This window comes from Marinomonas spartinae (genome assembly GCF_900089775.1).
Taxonomy (GTDB): Bacteria; Pseudomonadota; Gammaproteobacteria; order Pseudomonadales; family Marinomonadaceae; genus Marinomonas; species Marinomonas spartinae.
Map to the genome: position 1 here is coordinate 171,578 of NZ_FLOB01000003.1, position 19,785 is coordinate 191,362.

The 19,785-nt window shown below is 42.5% G+C and carries 16 protein-coding genes; 4 read left to right on the top strand and 12 right to left on the bottom strand.

The window, feature by feature from the left end; all coding sequences use genetic code 11:
- Positions 1-31 precede the first annotated feature (31 nt).
- Both MSP8886_RS08555 and MSP8886_RS08560 read right to left on the bottom strand, forming a co-directional pair.
- On the bottom strand, positions 32-379 hold the full coding sequence (locus MSP8886_RS08555; protein WP_067015017.1) for a VOC family protein: 348 nt from the start codon (positions 377-379) through the stop codon (positions 32-34).
- Positions 380-416: 37 nt separating this feature from the next.
- Entirely contained in the window at positions 417-1,298 is an 882-nt protein-coding gene (locus MSP8886_RS08560) for an EamA family transporter (protein ID WP_067015019.1), read from the bottom strand.
- A 415-nt stretch (positions 1,299-1,713) separates the two neighbouring features.
- Here MSP8886_RS08560 and MSP8886_RS08565 point away from each other — a divergent pair, with 415 nt between their 5' ends.
- Positions 1,714-5,703, top strand: coding sequence for a non-ribosomal peptide synthetase (locus MSP8886_RS08565; RefSeq protein WP_067015022.1), 3,990 nt, complete (start codon positions 1,714-1,716; stop codon positions 5,701-5,703).
- 113 nt (positions 5,704-5,816) lie between these two features.
- Here the strand turns inward: MSP8886_RS08565 and MSP8886_RS08570 are convergent, their stop codons facing one another.
- Both MSP8886_RS08570 and MSP8886_RS08575 read right to left on the bottom strand, forming a co-directional pair.
- Positions 5,817-6,545, bottom strand: coding sequence for an aspartate/glutamate racemase family protein (locus MSP8886_RS08570; RefSeq protein ID WP_067015023.1), 729 nt, complete (start codon positions 6,543-6,545; stop codon positions 5,817-5,819).
- 17 nt (positions 6,546-6,562) lie between these two features.
- On the bottom strand, positions 6,563-7,231 hold the full coding sequence (locus tag MSP8886_RS08575; RefSeq protein WP_067015025.1) for a GntR family transcriptional regulator: 669 nt from the start codon (positions 7,229-7,231) through the stop codon (positions 6,563-6,565).
- Between the two features lie 246 nt (positions 7,232-7,477).
- On the opposite strand from MSP8886_RS08575, the gene MSP8886_RS08580 reads away from it, so the two are divergent.
- A complete protein-coding gene (locus MSP8886_RS08580; RefSeq protein WP_083200880.1) occupies positions 7,478-8,920 on the top strand; it encodes an NCS1 family nucleobase:cation symporter-1 in 1,443 nt (480 codons plus the stop codon).
- A gap of 33 nt (positions 8,921-8,953) precedes the next feature.
- On the opposite strand, the gene MSP8886_RS08585 is transcribed toward MSP8886_RS08580, so the two are convergent.
- Positions 8,954-9,493 carry a DinB family protein gene (locus MSP8886_RS08585; RefSeq protein WP_067015027.1) on the bottom strand — a complete coding sequence of 180 codons (540 nt, stop codon included), beginning with the start codon at positions 9,491-9,493 and terminating at the stop codon, positions 8,954-8,956.
- Positions 9,494-9,607: 114 nt separating this feature from the next.
- On the opposite strand from MSP8886_RS08585, the gene MSP8886_RS08590 reads away from it, so the two are divergent.
- Entirely contained in the window at positions 9,608-11,263 is a 1,656-nt protein-coding gene (locus MSP8886_RS08590; RefSeq protein ID WP_067015028.1) for a methyl-accepting chemotaxis protein, read from the top strand.
- An 83-nt stretch (positions 11,264-11,346) separates the two neighbouring features.
- Here MSP8886_RS08590 and MSP8886_RS08595 read toward each other — a convergent pair whose 3' ends face one another.
- From MSP8886_RS08595 to MSP8886_RS08625, 7 genes are all read right to left on the bottom strand, one after another.
- Positions 11,347-11,766, bottom strand: coding sequence for a GFA family protein (locus MSP8886_RS08595; RefSeq protein WP_067015029.1), 420 nt, complete (start codon positions 11,764-11,766; stop codon positions 11,347-11,349).
- Between the two features lie 37 nt (positions 11,767-11,803).
- On the bottom strand, positions 11,804-12,868 hold the full coding sequence (gene trpS / locus MSP8886_RS08600) for a tryptophan--tRNA ligase (protein ID WP_067015031.1): 1,065 nt from the start codon (positions 12,866-12,868) through the stop codon (positions 11,804-11,806).
- A gap of 300 nt (positions 12,869-13,168) precedes the next feature.
- Positions 13,169-13,708, bottom strand: a complete 540-nt coding sequence (locus MSP8886_RS08605; RefSeq protein ID WP_067015032.1) for an MOSC domain-containing protein — start codon at positions 13,706-13,708, stop codon at positions 13,169-13,171.
- Positions 13,709-13,909: 201 nt separating this feature from the next.
- Positions 13,910-14,425 carry an NADPH-dependent FMN reductase gene (locus MSP8886_RS08610; RefSeq protein WP_067015036.1) on the bottom strand — a complete coding sequence of 172 codons (516 nt, stop codon included), beginning with the start codon at positions 14,423-14,425 and terminating at the stop codon, positions 13,910-13,912.
- A gap of 189 nt (positions 14,426-14,614) precedes the next feature.
- Positions 14,615-15,631 (bottom strand): pirin family protein, encoded by a 1,017-nt coding sequence (locus MSP8886_RS08615; RefSeq protein ID WP_067015039.1) that lies wholly within the window; start codon positions 15,629-15,631, stop codon positions 14,615-14,617.
- Positions 15,632-15,754: 123 nt separating this feature from the next.
- Positions 15,755-17,011 carry a sensor histidine kinase gene (locus MSP8886_RS08620; protein ID WP_067015042.1) on the bottom strand — a complete coding sequence of 419 codons (1,257 nt, stop codon included), beginning with the start codon at positions 17,009-17,011 and terminating at the stop codon, positions 15,755-15,757.
- Positions 17,008-17,688, bottom strand: a complete 681-nt coding sequence (locus MSP8886_RS08625) for a response regulator transcription factor (protein WP_067015044.1) — start codon at positions 17,686-17,688, stop codon at positions 17,008-17,010. Before MSP8886_RS08625 ends, MSP8886_RS08620 begins: the two co-directional genes overlap by 4 nt.
- Positions 17,689-18,255: 567 nt before the next feature.
- On the opposite strand from MSP8886_RS08625, the gene MSP8886_RS08630 reads away from it, so the two are divergent.
- On the top strand, positions 18,256-19,779 hold the full coding sequence (locus MSP8886_RS08630; protein ID WP_067015047.1) for an ArnT family glycosyltransferase: 1,524 nt from the start codon (positions 18,256-18,258) through the stop codon (positions 19,777-19,779).
- Positions 19,780-19,785 lie beyond the last annotated feature (6 nt).

The window sequence follows — 19,785 nt, forward strand, 5'->3', positions numbered from 1 at the left end:
CTGTCTATTTTTCTCGTGTCATCTTTACCAGTTAACGTCCCCACACAGCCCATTCATTACCGCACGGATCTAAAAAGTGAAAACGTCGACCACCTGGAAACTCAAAAATCTCCTGCTCTATAATACCACCAGCAAACGCGACCTTATCTCGCGCCGCTTCTAAAGCATCACTAAAGAGTATAACTAATGCAGCCCCATTTTGGGGTCGAGAACAAAAATCGGCCCGAAAGAATCCACCGTCTAACCCTGCGTTCTCAAAAGCCGTATAGTCAGGGCCGTAGTCCTTAAACCCCCAACCGAATACTTGACGAAAAAAGGCTTTATTCAATGCCAAATCACGAGCAGGCAATTCAACATAATTAATTTTATTCGTTTGCATAAATGCTCCTATAACCCAATAAAGTGGCACCTTGAGCCTATTTAGCGGTCACAACCAATATCACACTGATCATAATCATGGCACCTCCTACCCATTGCTGCTTGCTAATTTGCTCCTCAAAGCGCCGCTTTGAATAATATAAGGTACCAATAACTTCTAATTGGCCTAATGTTTTCACCAACGCTGGATTTACCAGCGCAAATCCAGTAAACCAGCCAATTGACCCTAGAGAACTCAACGCCCCGACCTTTAAACTTAATGAAAAGTTAGAACGAAAAGGCGCGAATATGTCTCGTCTCTTGGTTATTTGAATGCCACATAAAATAATCGACTGCAGCAACAGAACATACCATAAGGTCACCCCTGCACAAGTAATAATGGAGCCATTCAATGCATGGCTTGCCATCGAGGCTGACACAGAAGTAATCGCAAAACAAAGCCCACTTCCCAAACCAAATACCAGCGAAGTATCTTTATGAACCAATTTAATATTTTTCCATTTAACGCTCATCACCAACGCTCCTAGCACCCCAATCACAACACCAAGCCAAGCCAATACACTCAACGAATTGTGCAGTATTGGTATCCCAATCAGCGCTGCCAACACCGCCTCTGTTTTCGCTAGCAAGGTTCCCAGTGCAAAACTACCAGACTGAAACACCCGTAACATAAGATAAGTTGCCATAATTTGTGCCAGTGCACATAGTGTCGCGGCAGCCCAAAACATCGACCCCGCTGGTAGTGTCACCCAGCCAAGCCATAAACCACACACCAACACATAAACCGACACCAAAGGTAGGCCGTAAAGTGAACGAGACATAGTGGCATGCAAAAAACCCGACTCACGAGCCAAGGTGTTTTGATAAGCGGTACGAACAGATTGGCAAGCCGCGGCAAAAAGTGTGATGAAGACCCACATACTGGAATTCTTTCCTTAAGAAGCAAAATGAAAGTCCAAGCATGAAGCCTGACCATATATTTGTAAAAGGAATAAAACTCATTCATTGGATTCCCTAAAAGAATAGAAAAACACAGTTAACGACTTTTCTCATGGGCAGTAAAATCGAAAAATCTACTGAATTCTCCTTTTTGGTCACATTTTCTCTACATTGGAAGAGCAATTCCAAGACATTGATATAAAAATAATTTATTACCATCTCAACGAGAAAAAAAGAGGTCTATCATAAAAAACAAATACAAACCTGATACAAATCACTTAATTAACTTACAAATTAATTATTTCCTATATTGTAAATAAATGTTACGTTTATAAACAGCTTTAAGAAATAATCATTGAAATTTTATGGACAACTACTTTTTGCAGGAGCAGAAAAATGATTGAGCTAACCCAGCATCAAGCTGAATTGAAAAAAGCTGCGCTATGCTTACAACACAAACTACCGCTATCAACAGCGCAAAGAGGTCAATGGATCGCCCAAAAACTCAATGATGAAAATGCAGCATTTAATATTGCGGAATATCTGGACATCATTGGCAACCTCAATCCCAACTCATTCTCATTAGCTATCAAGCAACTGATTAGGGAAGCGGACTGCATACGTAGCCGCATTATTGAAGAAGATGACCAAACCTTACAGATCATTCTTGATGATGATAGAGGCTATCATTCCCTATTGGACTTTAGCATTTCAGCTAACCCTCATGCCGCCGCAATAAGCTGGATGCATAAAGACATGCAGCAACCTCTCAACCAGAGTCATGAACCCCTGTGGTGCAGTGCCCTGATTAAAGTAGGAGAAGAACATCATTACTGGTATCACCGTTGCCACCATGTCGCACTAGACGGCTATGCTGGAAACCTGCTAACACAACGATTATCTGAAATTTATAACGCCATAGAAACTAGCCAAGATACAGGGCCCAATCCATTTGGCTCTTTGGTTGACTTAATCAATATTGAAACAGAGTACAAACACTCTAGCCGCTTCAAAAAAGACCGTAAATACTGGCTGGAAAACCTTGTCCATATTCCAGATGCCGTCTCTTTATCCAAACGAATTGCACCTTCGAATAAAAGCTTACTACGCAAAGCGATTCAGCTTCCTCAAGCATTAAAAGACGAACTATCTATAATGAGCAAACATCTTCAGGCCAGCCTTCCCCAAGCACTAATTGCTCTGGTTGCAGCCTATTTTTACCGTATGACAGGGGCAGAGGATTTGGTGTTTGCCATGCCTGTTACCGCAAGAACAAGTCGTCTACACCGCAGCACTCCGGGCATGATGGCAAATGCAGTTCCGATTCGACTTAATATTGACACCAATACGAATTTTGAAAGCCTAATTAAGCAGGTATCAAAAGTGGTCCTTAAAGCTCTTAGGCACCAACAATACCGATACGAAGACCTAAAACGTGACCTAGGGCTGATGTCAAACGGACAGCAAATTGCCTCTTTAGGGGTCAATATTGAGCCCTTTGATTACAATCTTACTTTTGGCAACTGCAGTACATCTCTCCATAATCTATCCAATGCCGTCATTGATGACTTAACAGTGTTTATTTTCGACAGACACGACAACAGTGGACTAAAAATAGAATTTGATGTGAACCCAAACCGCTACACTGAGCAAGATTTAACCAACCATTCAGAACAATTCAAGCGCATGGTGAAAGATCTAGTCATGGATCCTAGCCAGCCAATCAGCAAAGCCAGTTTATTGAGTGACGGTGAACGAAATAAAATATTAAAACACTGGAATGATACTTCTAAACCCATTCCTAAGCTTTCTGTGGTCGACCTCTTCGACGCCCAAGTAATGCGAACGCCTTCGGCCATTGCCGTCACCGATAAACAAGAGTCTCTCACCTACTTTGAGCTAAATTGCCGTGCCAATGCTTGGGCCCGTAGACTACAACAAGAAACAGTAGGAACTCATGACCTAGTCGCTATCGCACTAACTCGAAATACCGATATGTTGGTGGCTTTGTTAGCCACACTAAAAACGGGAGCGGCCTATTTACCATTAGATCCAGACTTTCCTGAGGAGCGTCTTCTACAAATCTTAGAAGATGCCCAACCCAAAATAGTCCTAAGCTGCCAAGCCGCAGTCAATAAACTCCCAAACACAAATACTCAGACCCTGTTTCTTGATAAGCCCGATTTTAACATCCATCAAGCCGAGGCTCATCAGCACTTAGACAATATCGCTATTACCGGAGACTCACCCGCCTATGTGATTTATACATCTGGGTCCACTGGACGACCGAAAGGTGTTGAAATCCCTCATAAAGCACTTATCAACTTTCTATATGCTATGCAAAATGTCTTAGCACTGACACCAAAAGATCGATTTCTCGCCGTTACCACCATTTCATTTGACATTTCCATACTGGAATTATTTTTGCCTATTACCGTGGGTGCGTCTGTCTTAATCGCAGAACGAAGCTGCGTGCGTGACCCAGAATTACTCACTCGTTTTGCCGTTGATCACAATGCTACCCTAATGCAGGCAACCCCCTCCTTGTGGCAAGCTATTTTACCCACCTACTCAGAGCAGTGGTATGGCATCAGACCTTTGGTTGGCGGCGAAGCCCTGCAAGGCCAATTGGCGAATCATATGGCAAAGCTTGGGCATCCTGTCCTTAACCTGTTTGGCCCCACAGAAACCACCATCTGGTCTACCATCATGTTTCTGGACAACCCTACTGATCTTAACCACCCACCAATAGGACGCCCCATTTTCAACACTCAAGTCTACGTGTTAGATAAGGCAATGGAACCAGTTCCCGTAGATGTCACTGGCGATCTATATATTGCAGGGGAAGGATTGGCATTAGGCTATTACAAACGCCCCGATTTAACGCAAGAACGCTTTACACCCAACCCATTTGAGAGCGGCACACGCCTATACGCAACAGGTGACAAAGCCAGATGGCGTCAAGATGGTGTACTTGAATACTTAGGCCGTGAAGACAATCAGGTAAAAATACGCGGTTTCCGTATTGAAACGGGCGATATAGAAACAAGCTTGCTGTCCTGTCGTGAAGTCCAGCAAGCGGTTGTTGTTGCACAAGCCTCCAACACAGATGAAATGCAGCTTGTAGCCTATATTATTCCAGTCGATGAAACACTGGACAGCCAAACCATTCGCAGCCAACTGATTGCCAGCTTACCGGATTATATGGTGCCTAACTATTACGTCATGCTAAAAGAAATGCCACTCACACCAAACGGTAAAATTAATCGTAAAGCCTTACCCAAACCCAACTGGACTGATTCAAGTCATTATGTGGCCCCACGCAATAAAACAGAAGCCGCTCTGGCCACACTATGGGAAGACGTGCTCGGAGTTCGCAGAGTGGGTATTCACGATAACTTTTTCGCCATTGGTGGAGATTCAATATCGGCCACAAAAATGATTAACCTAGTAAAAAAGCAGCTATTGATTGAGATTCCTCTGGGCGTACTCTTTAAAACATCCACTATATCAGACCTTGCAGAAATGCTAGACAGCGATCATCATCACGACCCACTCGCCCATGTCCTACCACTAAAAACCGATGGGGACGAAGCACCTCTATTCTGCATTCACCCGGCTCTTGGGCTGTCCCTAAGCTACACTAATTTATTACGCTATCTTCCTAAATCAACACCATTATATGCCTTGCAAGCCGATGGGTTAAATCATACCTCACGCTTACCCATGTCTGTAGAAGAAATGGCTGAAGATTATATTATCCGCATTAAAAGAATCCAACCAAAAGGCCCTTATCGATTACTGGGCTGGTCGTTTGGTGGACTGGTCTCTCACGCCATCGCTGAAAAACTCCAAGCTCTGGGTGAAGATATTTCCTTTCTATGCATGCTGGATAGCTACCCCTATCAATTGAGTGTAGCAAAACCAAAAGATGAGGCGGGCATGATCCAGTCATCCCTTTTATTCCTTGGTTATGACCTTGATAACATCCCCTCCCCTCCAAAAAACAAAGCTGAACTCGCGGCTTTTTTATGGCAAGAGTTTGATGACTCATCCCTAGCAGTCGTCGCGGAAATTCAAAAGCAACATAGCAATATTTTGGATCATATTGAACGGGTAATAACCAACAATCTCACCATTGCCAGCCACTTTACCCCCCGCCAAGTCGATGCCAATTTACTATTTTTTGTTGCCGAAGGCAGCATGAACGGTTCAATGGGGGAGATATTAGAGCACCAGGCGCAAGCATGGCGTTCAAGAGTGACAGGCAAGCTAGATATCCACGATATCAAATGTCGTCATCAGGAAATATTAGATCCCCACTACATGGATCAAATAGGGCCTATTATTAAAGCCCACTTAATTGAATCCAACACAAACACTTAAAACGTGTTTATTGAAACAAAAAGGCCCGATCAAATGATCGAACCTTTTTGTTTTGTCTATTGCATCGATGTGACAAATTATCTATGCAACCCCCTATGTCAAAATGCCACCCTCTAGGCAGAAAAGTGTTCGTAGCGGCCAATAAAGCGTTTTGGAAAAGGCAAACCATATTGGCCTGTTTTAGCCACACCGATCTTCAATCGCCCCAAAGACTCCGCTAGGGTCACTGCGGCTTTAACTCCATCAATCACTGGCACCTGTAACTCACGGGTTAACCTATCTTCCCAGTCTGCCATCCCCGCACAACCTAAAACAATCGCTTCGGCCCCGTCACTTAGCGCTTTGATTGCGTCTTTTCGAATCTGAAGAAAACTTACTTCAGGATTTGACTCGCAGTCGGCAACCGCCAAATCACTCGCATAGATACCAGAACACTGATGTTCATGGCCATAACGCACTAACAAGTTTTTGGCAAAATGCACAGTACGCTTACGGGTTGTCACCACCGCAAAACGATGACAAACTAAACTCGCTATTTGAAACGCCGCACCCGCAATACCAATCACAGGCACACTCGACAATTCCCGTGCAGCATCCAAGGCAGGATCACCAAAACACGCGATAACATGGGCATCAACATGATCCTGCTCTCCTTGACGGATAAGATCCAACACACCCGCGCTTGCCAACACCTCATCAACCGCACATTCAATTGTCTCTGGCCCATGCGCCACATTACGAGCAATAATGCATGTGTCATCGTGCGCCACACTCTGAGCAGCTGAACGAATCTTTTCCGTTATCTCTTTATTGGCATTAGGGTTAATAATGTGCACATGCATGGTTGGATACTCCACTCTTAGATCGTTGAAAAAAGGTCCTTAAAATTAATACTTTTGGGTTTATCGATAGTAAATTGTAAAGATGCTTTAATGGCCTCTAAGTGTCGTTTCATCCAAACTTTAGCGGATTCAGCTTCCCCCCTATCCAGCATGTCTACTAAATCATGGTGATGACCACAATCACATCCGACACTCTGTTTCGAACCAAATACAGCAATCACCAAAGAAGAACGCAAGGTAAGCTGATTCACAAATTCCGCCATAACCAAATTCCCAGAAAGTGTCGCAAGCTCCGTATGAAATGACGCAGACAACTGAATCATATCTTTGAGATTATTATTCTGCTCCGCGACTTTCTCTTGTTTTACAATGTCATATAAACGCGTTTTGCTCGATTCACTCCAATGTGCAACGACTCCGTCGATCAACACAGGCTCAATCAAAATACGACTATCCAGCACTTGCTCGGCCTCTTCCGCTGTCGGCTTGGCCACATGCGCCCCTTTATTCGGCGTAATAGTGACAAACCTCTCCAAAGCCAATCGATGCAAAACCTTCCTGATGCCAGTACGACTGACTTGAAAGGCCTCGGCTAATTGGTCTTCAGGCAATCTGACATCAGGTAACAGGTGATGCTCGACAATTGCCTTGAGCATTTGCTGATAAATAAACTCGTCTTTTCTCATATACTCACAAACCTATCACCATTTAATTGTATACAATATAAAAATACAACACTTATTTCATAAAAAAATTTGAGACTTGGTCGCACTAAAAAAACCATTCCGCACCAAAAAAAGACATCAAATTGTTTTTCCATTGCAAATAAACGGCGCCTAATTATTAAAATTCCTTATTTTTCCTTAGTCTAAACATTTTGGCATTAAAATTGTACTAACCATTGTATACAATTAACGATGGAGAATAATTCAATGAAAACGCCCCCTTCAACAAGCCACAACCTGACCAACGATGACCTTGCCCCTGACACAAAACAGGAATGGGGTTGGTACAGTATTTTTGCCTTTTGGATGTCTGATGTTCACAGTGTTGGCGGTTATGTATTCGCTGCCAGTTTATTTGCCCTCGGCCTCGCTGTCTGGCAAGTATTTATTTGTCTGCTCATAGGCATCATGATTGTATACTTTTTTGCTAACTTAATGGGAACACCCGGACAAAAAGCAGGTGTCCCTTTCCCTGTTGTGTGTCGTATGTCATTCGGGGTAAAGGGTGCGAACATACCTGCCATTATTCGTGGTCTCATTGCGGTAGTATGGTACGGCATACAAACCTTCCTTGCTTCCAGCTCCTTTATCATTCTAATCTTATATTTCTTTCCTGAAATGGCTTCCCTACAAAAAACAACATTCTTAGGACTTTCGACGCTTGGCTGGATTGGCTTTATGTCCATGTGGGTGATTCAGGCATTCGTCTTTATGTTCGGCATGAGCATGATCCGTAAAGTAATCGACTGGTCTGGCCCCGCTATATACATCGCCATGTTTGCTTTGTGTGCTTACATGCTCACACAAACAGGCTGGAGTGCAATCAACTTTGACTTATCGTCAAAGTCTCTCACTGGTTGGCAAGCATTCAATATGATGATTGTGGCTACCGCATTGGTCGCTGGCTACTTTGCAGGCCCAACATTAAACTTTAGTGACTTTGCACGTTATTGCAGCAGCCATAAGAACATGAAGTTTGGCAATCTATTGGGGCTTCCACTCAACTTTATGGTGTTTTCGATTTTCAGTGTGGTGATTGTTGCAGCGTCTATTCCTTTATTCGGCAAAATGATTACCGACCCCATTGAAACAGTAAAGCAGCTTGATTCTGGAATGATTACGGTACTGGGCGCACTGACGTTTATTCTGGCAACCATTGGTATTAATATTGTCGCCAACTTCGTTGCTCCTGCTTTTGATTTCTCTAACGTCTCCCCGAGTAAAATCAGCTTTAAAACGGGTGGCTTTATTGCTGCATTTGGTTCCGTCCTGCTCACACCATGGAACCTATTCAACAATCCAGAAATGATTCATTACACCGTCGATTTACTGGCCGCTCTTATTGGTCCACTATACGGGATTATCTTGATGGATTACTTCATCGTTCGAAAACAGCAAATTGATGTGGATGCTCTGTATACCGAGGACACCGACCAAGCCTATTGGTATGACAATGGCCTCAATAAAAAAGCGGTTTATGCCCTAATCATTGCCGGTGTTGCTTCGATCATCACATCGTTTGTCCTGACTGATTTAGCGAATTTTTCACTGTTTATTAGTGGTGGAATTGCCGCGATCGCTTACAAACAACTAATGTGCAAAGAAGCCATTATACACTCTGAAAAATTAAAATTAGCGAAAAGCGTTTAAAAACACAGCCGCTTAAGCCTAAGTTTATTTGGCCTAAGCGGCTTCATTGGGTATATGAACGAGCAAATCTGTCACACCTATGTCGATACCTGCTTGATAAAGCAGTGTCGACGCTTGGCCTCGGTGGTGCGTTTGATGGTTAAAAAAGTGCAGTAACAAAAGGCCAAAATTTTTAGCAAAAACATCGCCTTTAGTATTTTGATACTGCAAAGTCGATGATAGAGCTTGATCTGTCAATTCATTAACAAACGCAACAATACAGGCATCAAGCGTTGAACGAGCTTCGTGTAATACATCAATCCGTGAATATAATCGCTCGTTTAATGTCTTTGGCGAATCTAACCTTCGCACATAATCAAGCGCCACAAATGAATCAGGGTGACCCGCAAAACGCTTCAACCATATTGTGTCTGCTACCAAGAGATGATTTAGCGTACCAATAATAGAATCAAAAAATGCCCCTCGACTTTGCGAAAGTTCAGTTTCTGTTAGTTTTCCAGCGCCCTTGTAGAGATTATGATTCATCCACTGGTTGTAATCCGCCATCAACACAAAATGGGATTTGACCTTCATATATTGTCCTCGTCATCAATGCAATACTGTATTCACATTAACTTTTCCTATACTTATGACTCATTGTCAACTAAAAATAAATAATCTATGTCGTATATACATTAGGGAAAATCAATGCAAAATAATCTCACTACGGCAACAAGACTCTGGCTCTTTGCCGCTATAACCATACTAGGTATCATCGTTGTTGGGCTCAGTGGAACATTCAGTATTTCATCAATAGGTCATACAACGCATGAAAATATTCAATCCATCAAACACAAAAGTCATCAACTGCTTACGGTAGAAAATGCTAAAATGGCGTTTGCGCTTCAAGTGAAAGCGTTTAAAGATGTATTGATTCGTGGCAACAATCCGCAGAACTATACAAAGTACAAAGCTGAATTTAAGCAGCATAGAAGTGAGGTAACACAACTTCTATCTAAGACTCAGTCTCTTATGCAACAAGATAAAATGAATACAACGGAAGTTGTTAATCTTATCAATCTTCACCAAGAATTAAGCAACGCTTATCAGCAAGCGTTAGATCAATTCGATACAAACAATCCTAATGCAGGCAAAGAGACAGACTTACTGGTAAAAGGCATAGATCGCCCCGCCCTAGTCGCCATGGATAGTCTCGTCGCTAGATTAGAACATGACTTTAGTAATCAATTAGAACAGCAGCTCGTCTTTCTTGATCAAACGAATCAAGAGGCCAAAATTCAGTCCATTATCATTTGTCTGTTAATTATGTGCGTCATTACTACCCTAGCTATCTGGATAAATCGCAATGTACTGCGCCAATTAGGAGGTGACCCCGCTTATGCGGCAGGCATAGTGAAAAGAATTGCCGAAGGCAATCTTACTAATCATATCAACATAAAAGTAAACGATGAAAGCAGCTTACTCGCACAGATGTATAAAATGCAATCATCATTAAAAGTTGTCATTGAACAAATTCGAGATGCCAGTCACGCTCTAGTAGGCTCTTCGCAACAACTGGCAGCCTCATCCCATCAAGTTGCCACAAGCAGTACCCAACAAAGTGATGCTTCGACGGCGATAGCGGCTTCGATCGAAGAGCTTACCTATGGAATAAGTGAGGTATCTAATAGTGCCAACGCCGCTCATGAACTGTCTAGTAACGCACGAGAGGCATCTCTCATTGGTGCCAAACAGCTGAAAAGCAATATTAATGATATTAAGCAAATAGCCAAGTCCATTAAAGAAGCCACCGATGCTATCCATAAACTCGGCTCGCAATCGGATAAAATTTACAACGTGATTGCTGTGATTCAAGAAATTGCTGACCAAACAAACCTTCTTGCCCTAAACGCCGCCATAGAAGCAGCCAGAGCAGGGGAAACAGGAAGAGGCTTTGCCGTCGTGGCAGATGAAGTACGTAGCCTAGCCGAAAAAACGGGCCAATCAACCGCTGAAATATCCGAGACAATCAGTAGTATCCAACGGGATACCAAAACAACGATTGATGTCATGGAGAACAGCGCCAATCAAATGCAACCCGTTATTGATGGCGCGAACGCCACCGACAATGCCATGAAAGAAATCGAAAACAGCAGCAAACAAGTATTAGACTCACTCGACCAAATCACCAGCATACTGGAAGAGCAAAGCAAAGCCAGTAACGAAGTTGCGCAAAGCGTTGAAGAAAGTGCCCAACTCAATAAAAACAACACCCAAGCGGTACACGAGGTATCGGCGGCAGCAAATCATCTAAAAGAAATAGCACAAAGCTTGATTATTAGTGTACAAAAATTCTCGATCTAGTCGGCGTAAACAAGCCGACAGATACGGCCCAATATTTTCATTCACATAGGATATTGCTTATCAAACGGGATGATTCGATTCATCTAGGATCTAATTTCATTTTCTCGATCTTCCAAAAAAGCAGGTAATTTTTCGTCAATCACACACCAATTCGCTTTGTATTTTGTAAAAATATGCGCGTCTATCTGAACAGGAATGTCTTGGTCAAACGTTGCTATAGCAATCTCCATGTCTTCGGGTCGCCTATCTTTGCTTCTAAAACCTAAACTCGAACCACACTGACGACAAAACGTTCGTACTGTGCCATTAGGTGCCGTAAACTCTTCGAGATAATCTTGACCCGATATCCACTTTAAACCAATGGTACCAACAAGAGAGCCAAAAGCAGCACCATGAAATTTTCGACACATACTGCAATGACAATTTGCCGCTTGCTCACAAAATCCCTCCACAGAAAACCGAACTTCACCACATAAACAACTTCCTTTATAAATGCTAGTCATCTTAGAGCCGTCCTTATGTTAAGAGCAATATAGACATTCAAAACAGAGTAAGACCAAAAGCGTGTTTGACGCGATGCAACACCGCACTCGCTTCAGTCTGAGATTTGTCACTCCCCTCTCGAATAATATCAATAAGTTGTGCTTTATCAGAAGCAAATAGGTGACGCCGCTCTCTAATCGGCTTTATCACTTCTTGAAGACAATCTTCCAGAATTTTTTTGATGGCACCGTCCCCTAACCCACCTCGTCGATATTGCGATTTTAATGTTTCAACATAGGCCACATCTGAACAAAATGCCTCTAAATAGGTAAAAACCACATTCCCCTCAACACGACCTGGATCGTCGACTTTCAAATGGTTCGGATCGGTATACATAGACTTGACCGCTTGCGATATGTCTTTTTCTGAGGCGTCTAATAAAATACAGTTCCCTAGCGATTTAGACATTTTGCTTTTCCCGTCGGTACTAGGTAAGCGCGGAACATGACTCAGCAGAGGGCGACATTCAAGCAAAATGTCCTCTTTTGCAATTCGATTGAGCTTTCTTACGATTTCATTTGTTTGCTCGATCATCGGCAGTTGATCATCCCCGACAGGAACCAATGTGCCATTAAAGGCTGTAATATCCGCTGCCTGACTAATTGGGTAAGTTAAAAACCCAGCAGGAATAGAGAGACCAAAAGATTTAGTCGCAATCTCATTTTTCACCGTTGGATTTCGCTGCAGCCTCGCGACAGAAACTAGATTCGAATAATACATGGTCAACTCAGACAGAGCAGGAATAGCGGATTGCAAACTAATGGTTGTTTTAGACGGGTCTATACCAACCGCAAGATAATCTGCAAGCACATTTAAAATATTAGTCGAAACTTTGTGAGGATTATGCCCATTATCGGTTAGACCTTGTAAATCAGCGATTAAAATCGTCTGCTGATGACTCTCTTGGAGTACAACACGTTGCTGGAGAGACCCGACAAAATGACCAAGATGCAACTGACCTGTTGGTCTATCACCTGTAAGAATTTTTTCTTGATAGCTTTCCTGAAAAGTGTTTTTAGTAAAGAAAGCAGTATTAGAATGGTTAGATGTATTACTGTGCATAGTATGTCTCCTATTGTATACCCCATCGGAGACATCACTTGTCGATTCAAAAACAGTCAGTCTACCGACGGCTTTTGAATAAATGTGATTCAACGCCGCTCTAAAAAATAGAGCGCCACCAAAAAATAGCGATAATGCGTAACTTAGAATACGTTGTCATACTGTTAACTTATCAATTTAGGTCAGGCAAAACAAGCATTTAGTAATGATCGTTTTTAACAAAACTCGCTAGACATTTCAGGAAGTCAAAAGAGCAAAACGCTATGTCCAAGAATGTATTAAGCGATGACATTGAAAACTTTATACACGTTCAAGGGGCAAATGTGGCTTTGGCGGCAATATGACCTCAATAGCATCCTGTAACGTTACTACCCCACCTCGAACCACCACGGTCATAATGCCAGCCTTTCGAATGAGTTCGCCTTTTTCATTTCGGTCCAGAACCGCTTTAGTCAACCCTTCCTGGTAATTATCTAGCTGGGCGCAAGGATTTCTTAATCCAGTCACTCTTAACTCAACGTCTTTGCCAATTTTTAATAGCGTATTTTGAGGAAGGCTAAGAAGGTCGATCCCTTCTGTGAGGATGTTCTCTCCCATCGTCCCCGCTGTTACATCAAACCCTTTGCCCTGCAATTCATCAAGTAATTCAGAGTGGATTAAATGCACTTGCCTGAGGTTAGATTGCGTTGGATCAACAGCCACCCTAGAACGATGCTTCACCGTTTTACCACAATGCGCATCCCCTTCGACCCCTAACCCTTCCAGTATGGATAGACTATCAACCACTTTTTTAGAAAATTGATGCACTTTATCTTTGCTTAACGATACCACTCTACCCACTCCATCCTCCTTTGCTTCTTGATGTTTAGCTGTCTTCTTGTACCACTTACGTTATGGCGTTCAAGGTACTCTCACTGTCCAATCATTTTTGCTTTTCATCATCATAAAAGCAAAGCTCCATCAGTAAAATAATCAATTTGCCATAAAAAAACCAGCCATGTGGCTGGTTCTTATTTAAGCGAATACAAGCCTGTTGAAAGGCTACACTTTCGAGAGAATATCTTGAATGGATTGTTTAACAGAGGCGTCGACGATCTCACCGTCTTTCATCGCATCATAGAAATTTGGCACGCTCAAACTACCTACCACATTACCCTTGAAAAAGGGCATGCTATTAACAGCTTGGGCTAATACACTGCTTGCCCCACCTGGGCCTGGAGACGTAGAAAGCGCGACGATTGGCTTGTCTTGATACACGGCTTTTTCGATACGTGATGCCCAGTCAAACACATTCTTATAAGCCGCACTGTAAGAACCATTGTGCTCTGAAAATGATGCGATAATTAAGTCTGCTTGCGCAATCGCATCGACGAAAGCTTGCGCTTCGTTTGGAATACCAAACTCTTTTTCTTTGTCTTCACTGAAGATGGGCATATCAAAATCATTGAGATCTAATACCGTCACCTCTGCACCATCTATCAAACTTGCAGTATAGCTTGCAAGCGCTTTATTAATGGATTGACGGCTAGAACTCGCTCCAAAAGCAATAATTTTCATATAACATTCCTTATCTTAAAGTGTAAATTTAAACGATTAACTGTCTTTTCATGATGAGTAGACTTTGCCAACAGCCAGTTAAAATACACTGAAAATACTCAGTTGTAATCCATTAAACCGGATTCCCTCCTATTTAACTTGACCGACCACACTATAAAAAAGACCTCCATAGTAGAGGCCTTTCTATGATCAAGCCGGGCGCTCGTCCAACTTATCTGCATGATGCGCAAATCGACCTTTTGTTTTGTCGTGCACTTGGTCGTTGCGTGGCCAAGGCCAACCTCCAAACTGAGTTCGTTGATAGTCATGGAAGGCCTTTTGCAACTCCTGTCTTGTATTCATCACAAATGGACCATGCTGCTCGACATGCTCACCAATGGGCTTACCTTGCAACAACAAGAAACGAGCTTTTTTACCTGTATTTTGAATGCTAAGAGCTTCGTCACTTTTAAGCACAAACGCCTCGTTAACGCTAACCTCTACGCCATCTATGACCGCACTGCCACCTTCAAAGAAGTACAAGGTACGATTCAAACCAGACTGAGCTTTTGGCATGATCCATAACCCAGTTTCAGGCACATCGATCAACCAGATAGCAACATCATTGTTTTTATCCGCCGCCCAAGAGTCAGGTGGACAATCCAATGCAGTCACTGAGCCCAACTCGCCTGCGATGATTTTAACAGACGTTTCAGCACCATTAGCATCTTGATGTTTAACGATAGGCGTGTCTTCATTCCATAACATACCAAAATGCGGCGGCACCATCTTGTTTTTTGCGGGCAAATTTAACCAAACCTGGAACAATTCAAGCGGGTTTTCATTTTCCTCATCCAATAATGGAAACATTTCAGAATGCTGAACCCCACTACCAGCGGTCATCCATTGCGTGTCGCCCTGTCCATAACGTCCAGCCGCACCAATAGAATCCGCATGATCGACAAAGCCTTGGTTGACAATGGTGACCGTTTCAAAACCGCGATGCGGATGAACGGGAAAACCAGGCACTTTGCGGCCGTGATACATACGCCAGCCATCGATACCGTGAAAATCTTGCCCCAACGGCCTACCTTGTAACGATGCAGCGGGTTCCATCTCAGCCGTCGCCTTTGGATAACGATCCTTATGAAAAGCACAAAATAAAAACGGGTCAAATGTTGGCCAGAACATCTGAAGGGGTAAACGCTTTAGGATAGCAGAACTCATTTTTACCTCCTGAATAAACTACGAATACCCTTATGATACCACTGACAAGCGTCACTAATTCATGCTGATATTCAATCCTACCCATCTAATTATTGAATCTGTTCTCCCATTTTACCACTCGAGTCATTCGGGAAAGATTACTTTGGCAGTACAACCCTGCACTTCGTTATCCTTTAAGCTGAATTCACAATGGTATTTCTGACAAATATCTCGAACAATCATTAAGCCAAGACCATAGCTTTCACCACTTGGCTTACCTTGTAAACCACACCCAGGATCAACCACCTTGATCTCTTGATCAGACATGATCAGATCAATCTGGCCCTGCTCTGTACAAGCAATGGCATTTTTGACCAAATTACCGATAAGAATATGCAACGTCGGCATCGGTAACTTAGTTTTGACAGCACCATGACGGTGTTGCACCACTTCAACTGGTTTTCCTGAATTATACTCGGTATGGGCACGCACTATTGCTTGCAGTTCATTATCATCAACCTCTCGGAGCAACATGGCATCGATATCATCTTCTCGTGTCAAAGAGAGTAGCGTAGTGATGTAATCTTCCATTTCTTGACAAGCGCTACTCATTCGCACTCGTTGACGCTCTAAAAAGACTTTAGAATCGGATTTTCCTAGTAGCGTCAACGCCCCTTTCATCACCATCAGTGGGGTTCTCAATTCATGACTTGCATAGCGATTAAAGGCACGCTCCCTGTGTAACAAAGCTTGGATTTGATTTTGATAGCTGTTTAACTGACTAACCAGTTGGTGAATTTCTCTAGTTGCTGCACCATCAGGCACTGGTATAGGTGTACTATCTTGGGCATTACGCCCTTCAAGCTCTTGACTTAAACGAGCAAGTGGATTGGTTAAACGTGCAGAAATACGCATCACAACCCATAGACTAATCACCAACAACAACACAGACATGATGGTTTGCGTCGTCTGGGTTTTGAACATTTGTGATTCACTTTCTTCATAAATTTCATCGTAATGAATCAAATAAATGTTCTGCATTTTACCATTCAGCATAACCCGTTTTTTCATAGAGAAATATTCTAAGTCAGTGTCTGAACTGGGGGCTAAATGATAAGGTTTGTCATCTGACACATCAGGTTCCAGAACAACCCAAGGTGGTAAGCTTTTCTCTCCCACATAGGCATCAGAAAAGGGTGGTATAGCCACGTGGGTAAGATGGGTTCCTTGTAATAAATGTATGGCTGTGTTTAGATCTTTATGCATCCTATTTTGCGCATAAATTGTTTCCATACTCTCCAACATCGTATCAAACATGGTGAAGTGAAACGTAATAATGGCGAAGGCAACAATCGAAAAGTAAGTAAAAGTCAGCTGTTTAGCACTTTTTATCCGTTTCATTCTTCTCCTTCTGCGACCAACCGATACCCTACCTTCGAAATGGTTCTAAGATAGGCATGCTTGAAAGGCCGATCAATCAAACTTCTTAACTGATAAATATGACTACGTAGCACCTTACTATCTGGCTCTTCATCTCCCCACAACGCATCACCAATTTCTTCTTTAGTCACTACTTCCGGAGCTCGATTCATTAGACATTTCAGTATTTTATATTGTGATGGATTCAAGGAATAACGACTACCTTCTCGCTCTAACACACGGGTATTCATATCTAAGGATAACGCACCAAACGTTAAAACACGGTTAGCCATACTACCACTACGGCGACGCACCAACGTCCGCAAGCGAATATCCAAGATATCTAAATCAAAAGGTTTTACTAGATAATCATCCGCCGCATGATCAAATCCTGCCAATATATCCTCTTTTGTATCTCGCGCAGTCAACATCAAAATGGGGGTATCAATGCCACTTTCTCGCAATGATTGACACACAGTAAGCCCATCCATTTTAGGTAGCATAACATCTAAAATAATAACATCATAATGCTCACTTTTAGCCAGTTCGTAGCCTTGCAAACCATTGCTGGCGTAGTCTAATACATCCCCTTTAATCTCAAAATAATCAAAAATAATACCCGCTATGTCTTTGTGATCTTCCACCAGCAATAATTTCATGCCTGCTTCTCCCAATATAAAATTAGACACTCATTCGTTATTGTCTCTGTCTTTAAATGAAAAAAAGGTGAATCACTTTTTTACGACATCCCACCACTTAAAATAGCAATAATTTCTCTAATCGCCCTCATCCATGTAGATATTTAGAGCTTTTAGAGAAAAAGTTGCATATATCAATAGCTCTTTTCACGACATAAAGGAACTAGGAACAGCCTAAAACGGGATTATAAACCAACTCACTGTTTGATAAGCATAGAAAAAGAACATTCGGTCATATAGAACATCTTTCACAGGATATGCCTCAAAATCATAATGAAAATCGCGAAAATCTCATTTAGTAAAAAAGCTTTACATTCGCTTGGCACTGCAAGCTTGGCGGCTTTTTACAAGATCGTTACTATACATCACTGTTTTTGTCGTGCTGCTTCGAAAGCTCTGCATCTACCTGCATCTAAGTAAGACTTACTATGTTAAACCATAAGTCCGACCTCTTGTTTGCTTTAGAACAGCCATTCCTTTTTACCTTCAAGGAAGAGAAAACAACATTCATTCTTCTGGAAGCAAATTATGCCTCATCCATATAACAAGCTCCCTTCTATAAAGGGACTTCTATTTTTGCTGATCGGCAGCGTGGTTGTACGCTTCTTGTCACTTTCAATGTACCCTATTTTAGACTCAACAGAGGCAAGATACGCGGAAGTTGCTCGCTTTATGGCTGCAACGCATAACTGGGTTATCCCAATGCTTAGCCCACATATGCCATATATGGGAAATCCTCCTATGTTCGCTTGGATGAGCGCTATAGGCTTTTCACTTTTTGGTATGAACAGTGTCGCGGCGCGTCTCCCACACCTAATAGCAGGTATCGGCACCTTAGTCCTAGTGTATTATTTTGCTAAACATTACTTTAAATCAGCAAACATGGGGTGTATCGCAAGCGCCATTTTAGCGACAACCAGCGTATTCTTAATCCTCATTGGGGCCGTCTCTCCCGAAACATCGATGACTTTTGGCATCACTCTCACCATGGTGAGCTTCTGGTTTGCTTGGAATAACAAAAACACACTATGGGGCTATGGATTTTTTATCGGCCTCGCCATTAGCCTACTATCAAAAGGGCCAATCGCCCTTCTATTAATCTGTTTAAGCTTAACATTCTGGTTATTGTCCAATGGCCGTTGGCTGCATCTCAAAAAGCGACTGCCTTGGGGTTATGGCTCACTGCTCTTTCTACTTTTGACCCTCCCTTGGATTGTATTAGCAGAGCATAGAATGCCAGGAGTTCTGCACTATTATATCAGCAGTGAGTACATCCAATGGTTTTTCCTAGGCAACTCTCAAGGGGAGTTTTACGCTTCAATTCATCATCACGTACGCGGCATGATTTGGGTTTTTGCTTTGATCGCCATGCTGCCTTGGACGCCGCTACTCATTATTCAATGGGTACGTATTCTGAAAAAAGGGGGCGATACAGAAGGAAGCAGTGACGGTGTTGGCAGCTATTTGCTTTTATGGCTATTCACTCCGCTAGTGCTATACACCTTCACAGGAAATATCCTCATCAGCTTTGTTATGCCATCATTACCAGCCATGGCCATGCTGATTGCTTACTACCAAGCCAATTATCCACTGCCAAAGTGGGTCTATAGTCTTGGTATTGCTACTCCTGTATTTTTGATGATGTTAGTGGGAGGCATTCACTTCCATTTGACAAAAAACTATTCGCAAATGGCCATCATCTCAGATTGGAAACTACAAGCGGAAACAAAAACAGCGGACCTTTTCTATCTTCACAAACGCCCTTTTTCTGCCTTGTTTTATTCTTCAGGAAAAGCCGAAGCCCGCTCTGGTGACAGATCTAAATGGTTAAGCAGTCAAACTAAGCCATTTTTTATTATTCAGAAAAGTAAATACAGCACACATTACCCAAATTGGTCATGTGAAGAACGAGCCGAAGAGGCCGACGAAAAACTCATCTATTGCAAACCTTCTCCAACTAAGGTTGCAGCAGATACTTTAACAAATAAGAAAGACGCTTTAACAGAAAAACCTCAATCAGAGGATAAGGCACTAGAAAATATAACTCAGTAAAAAGAT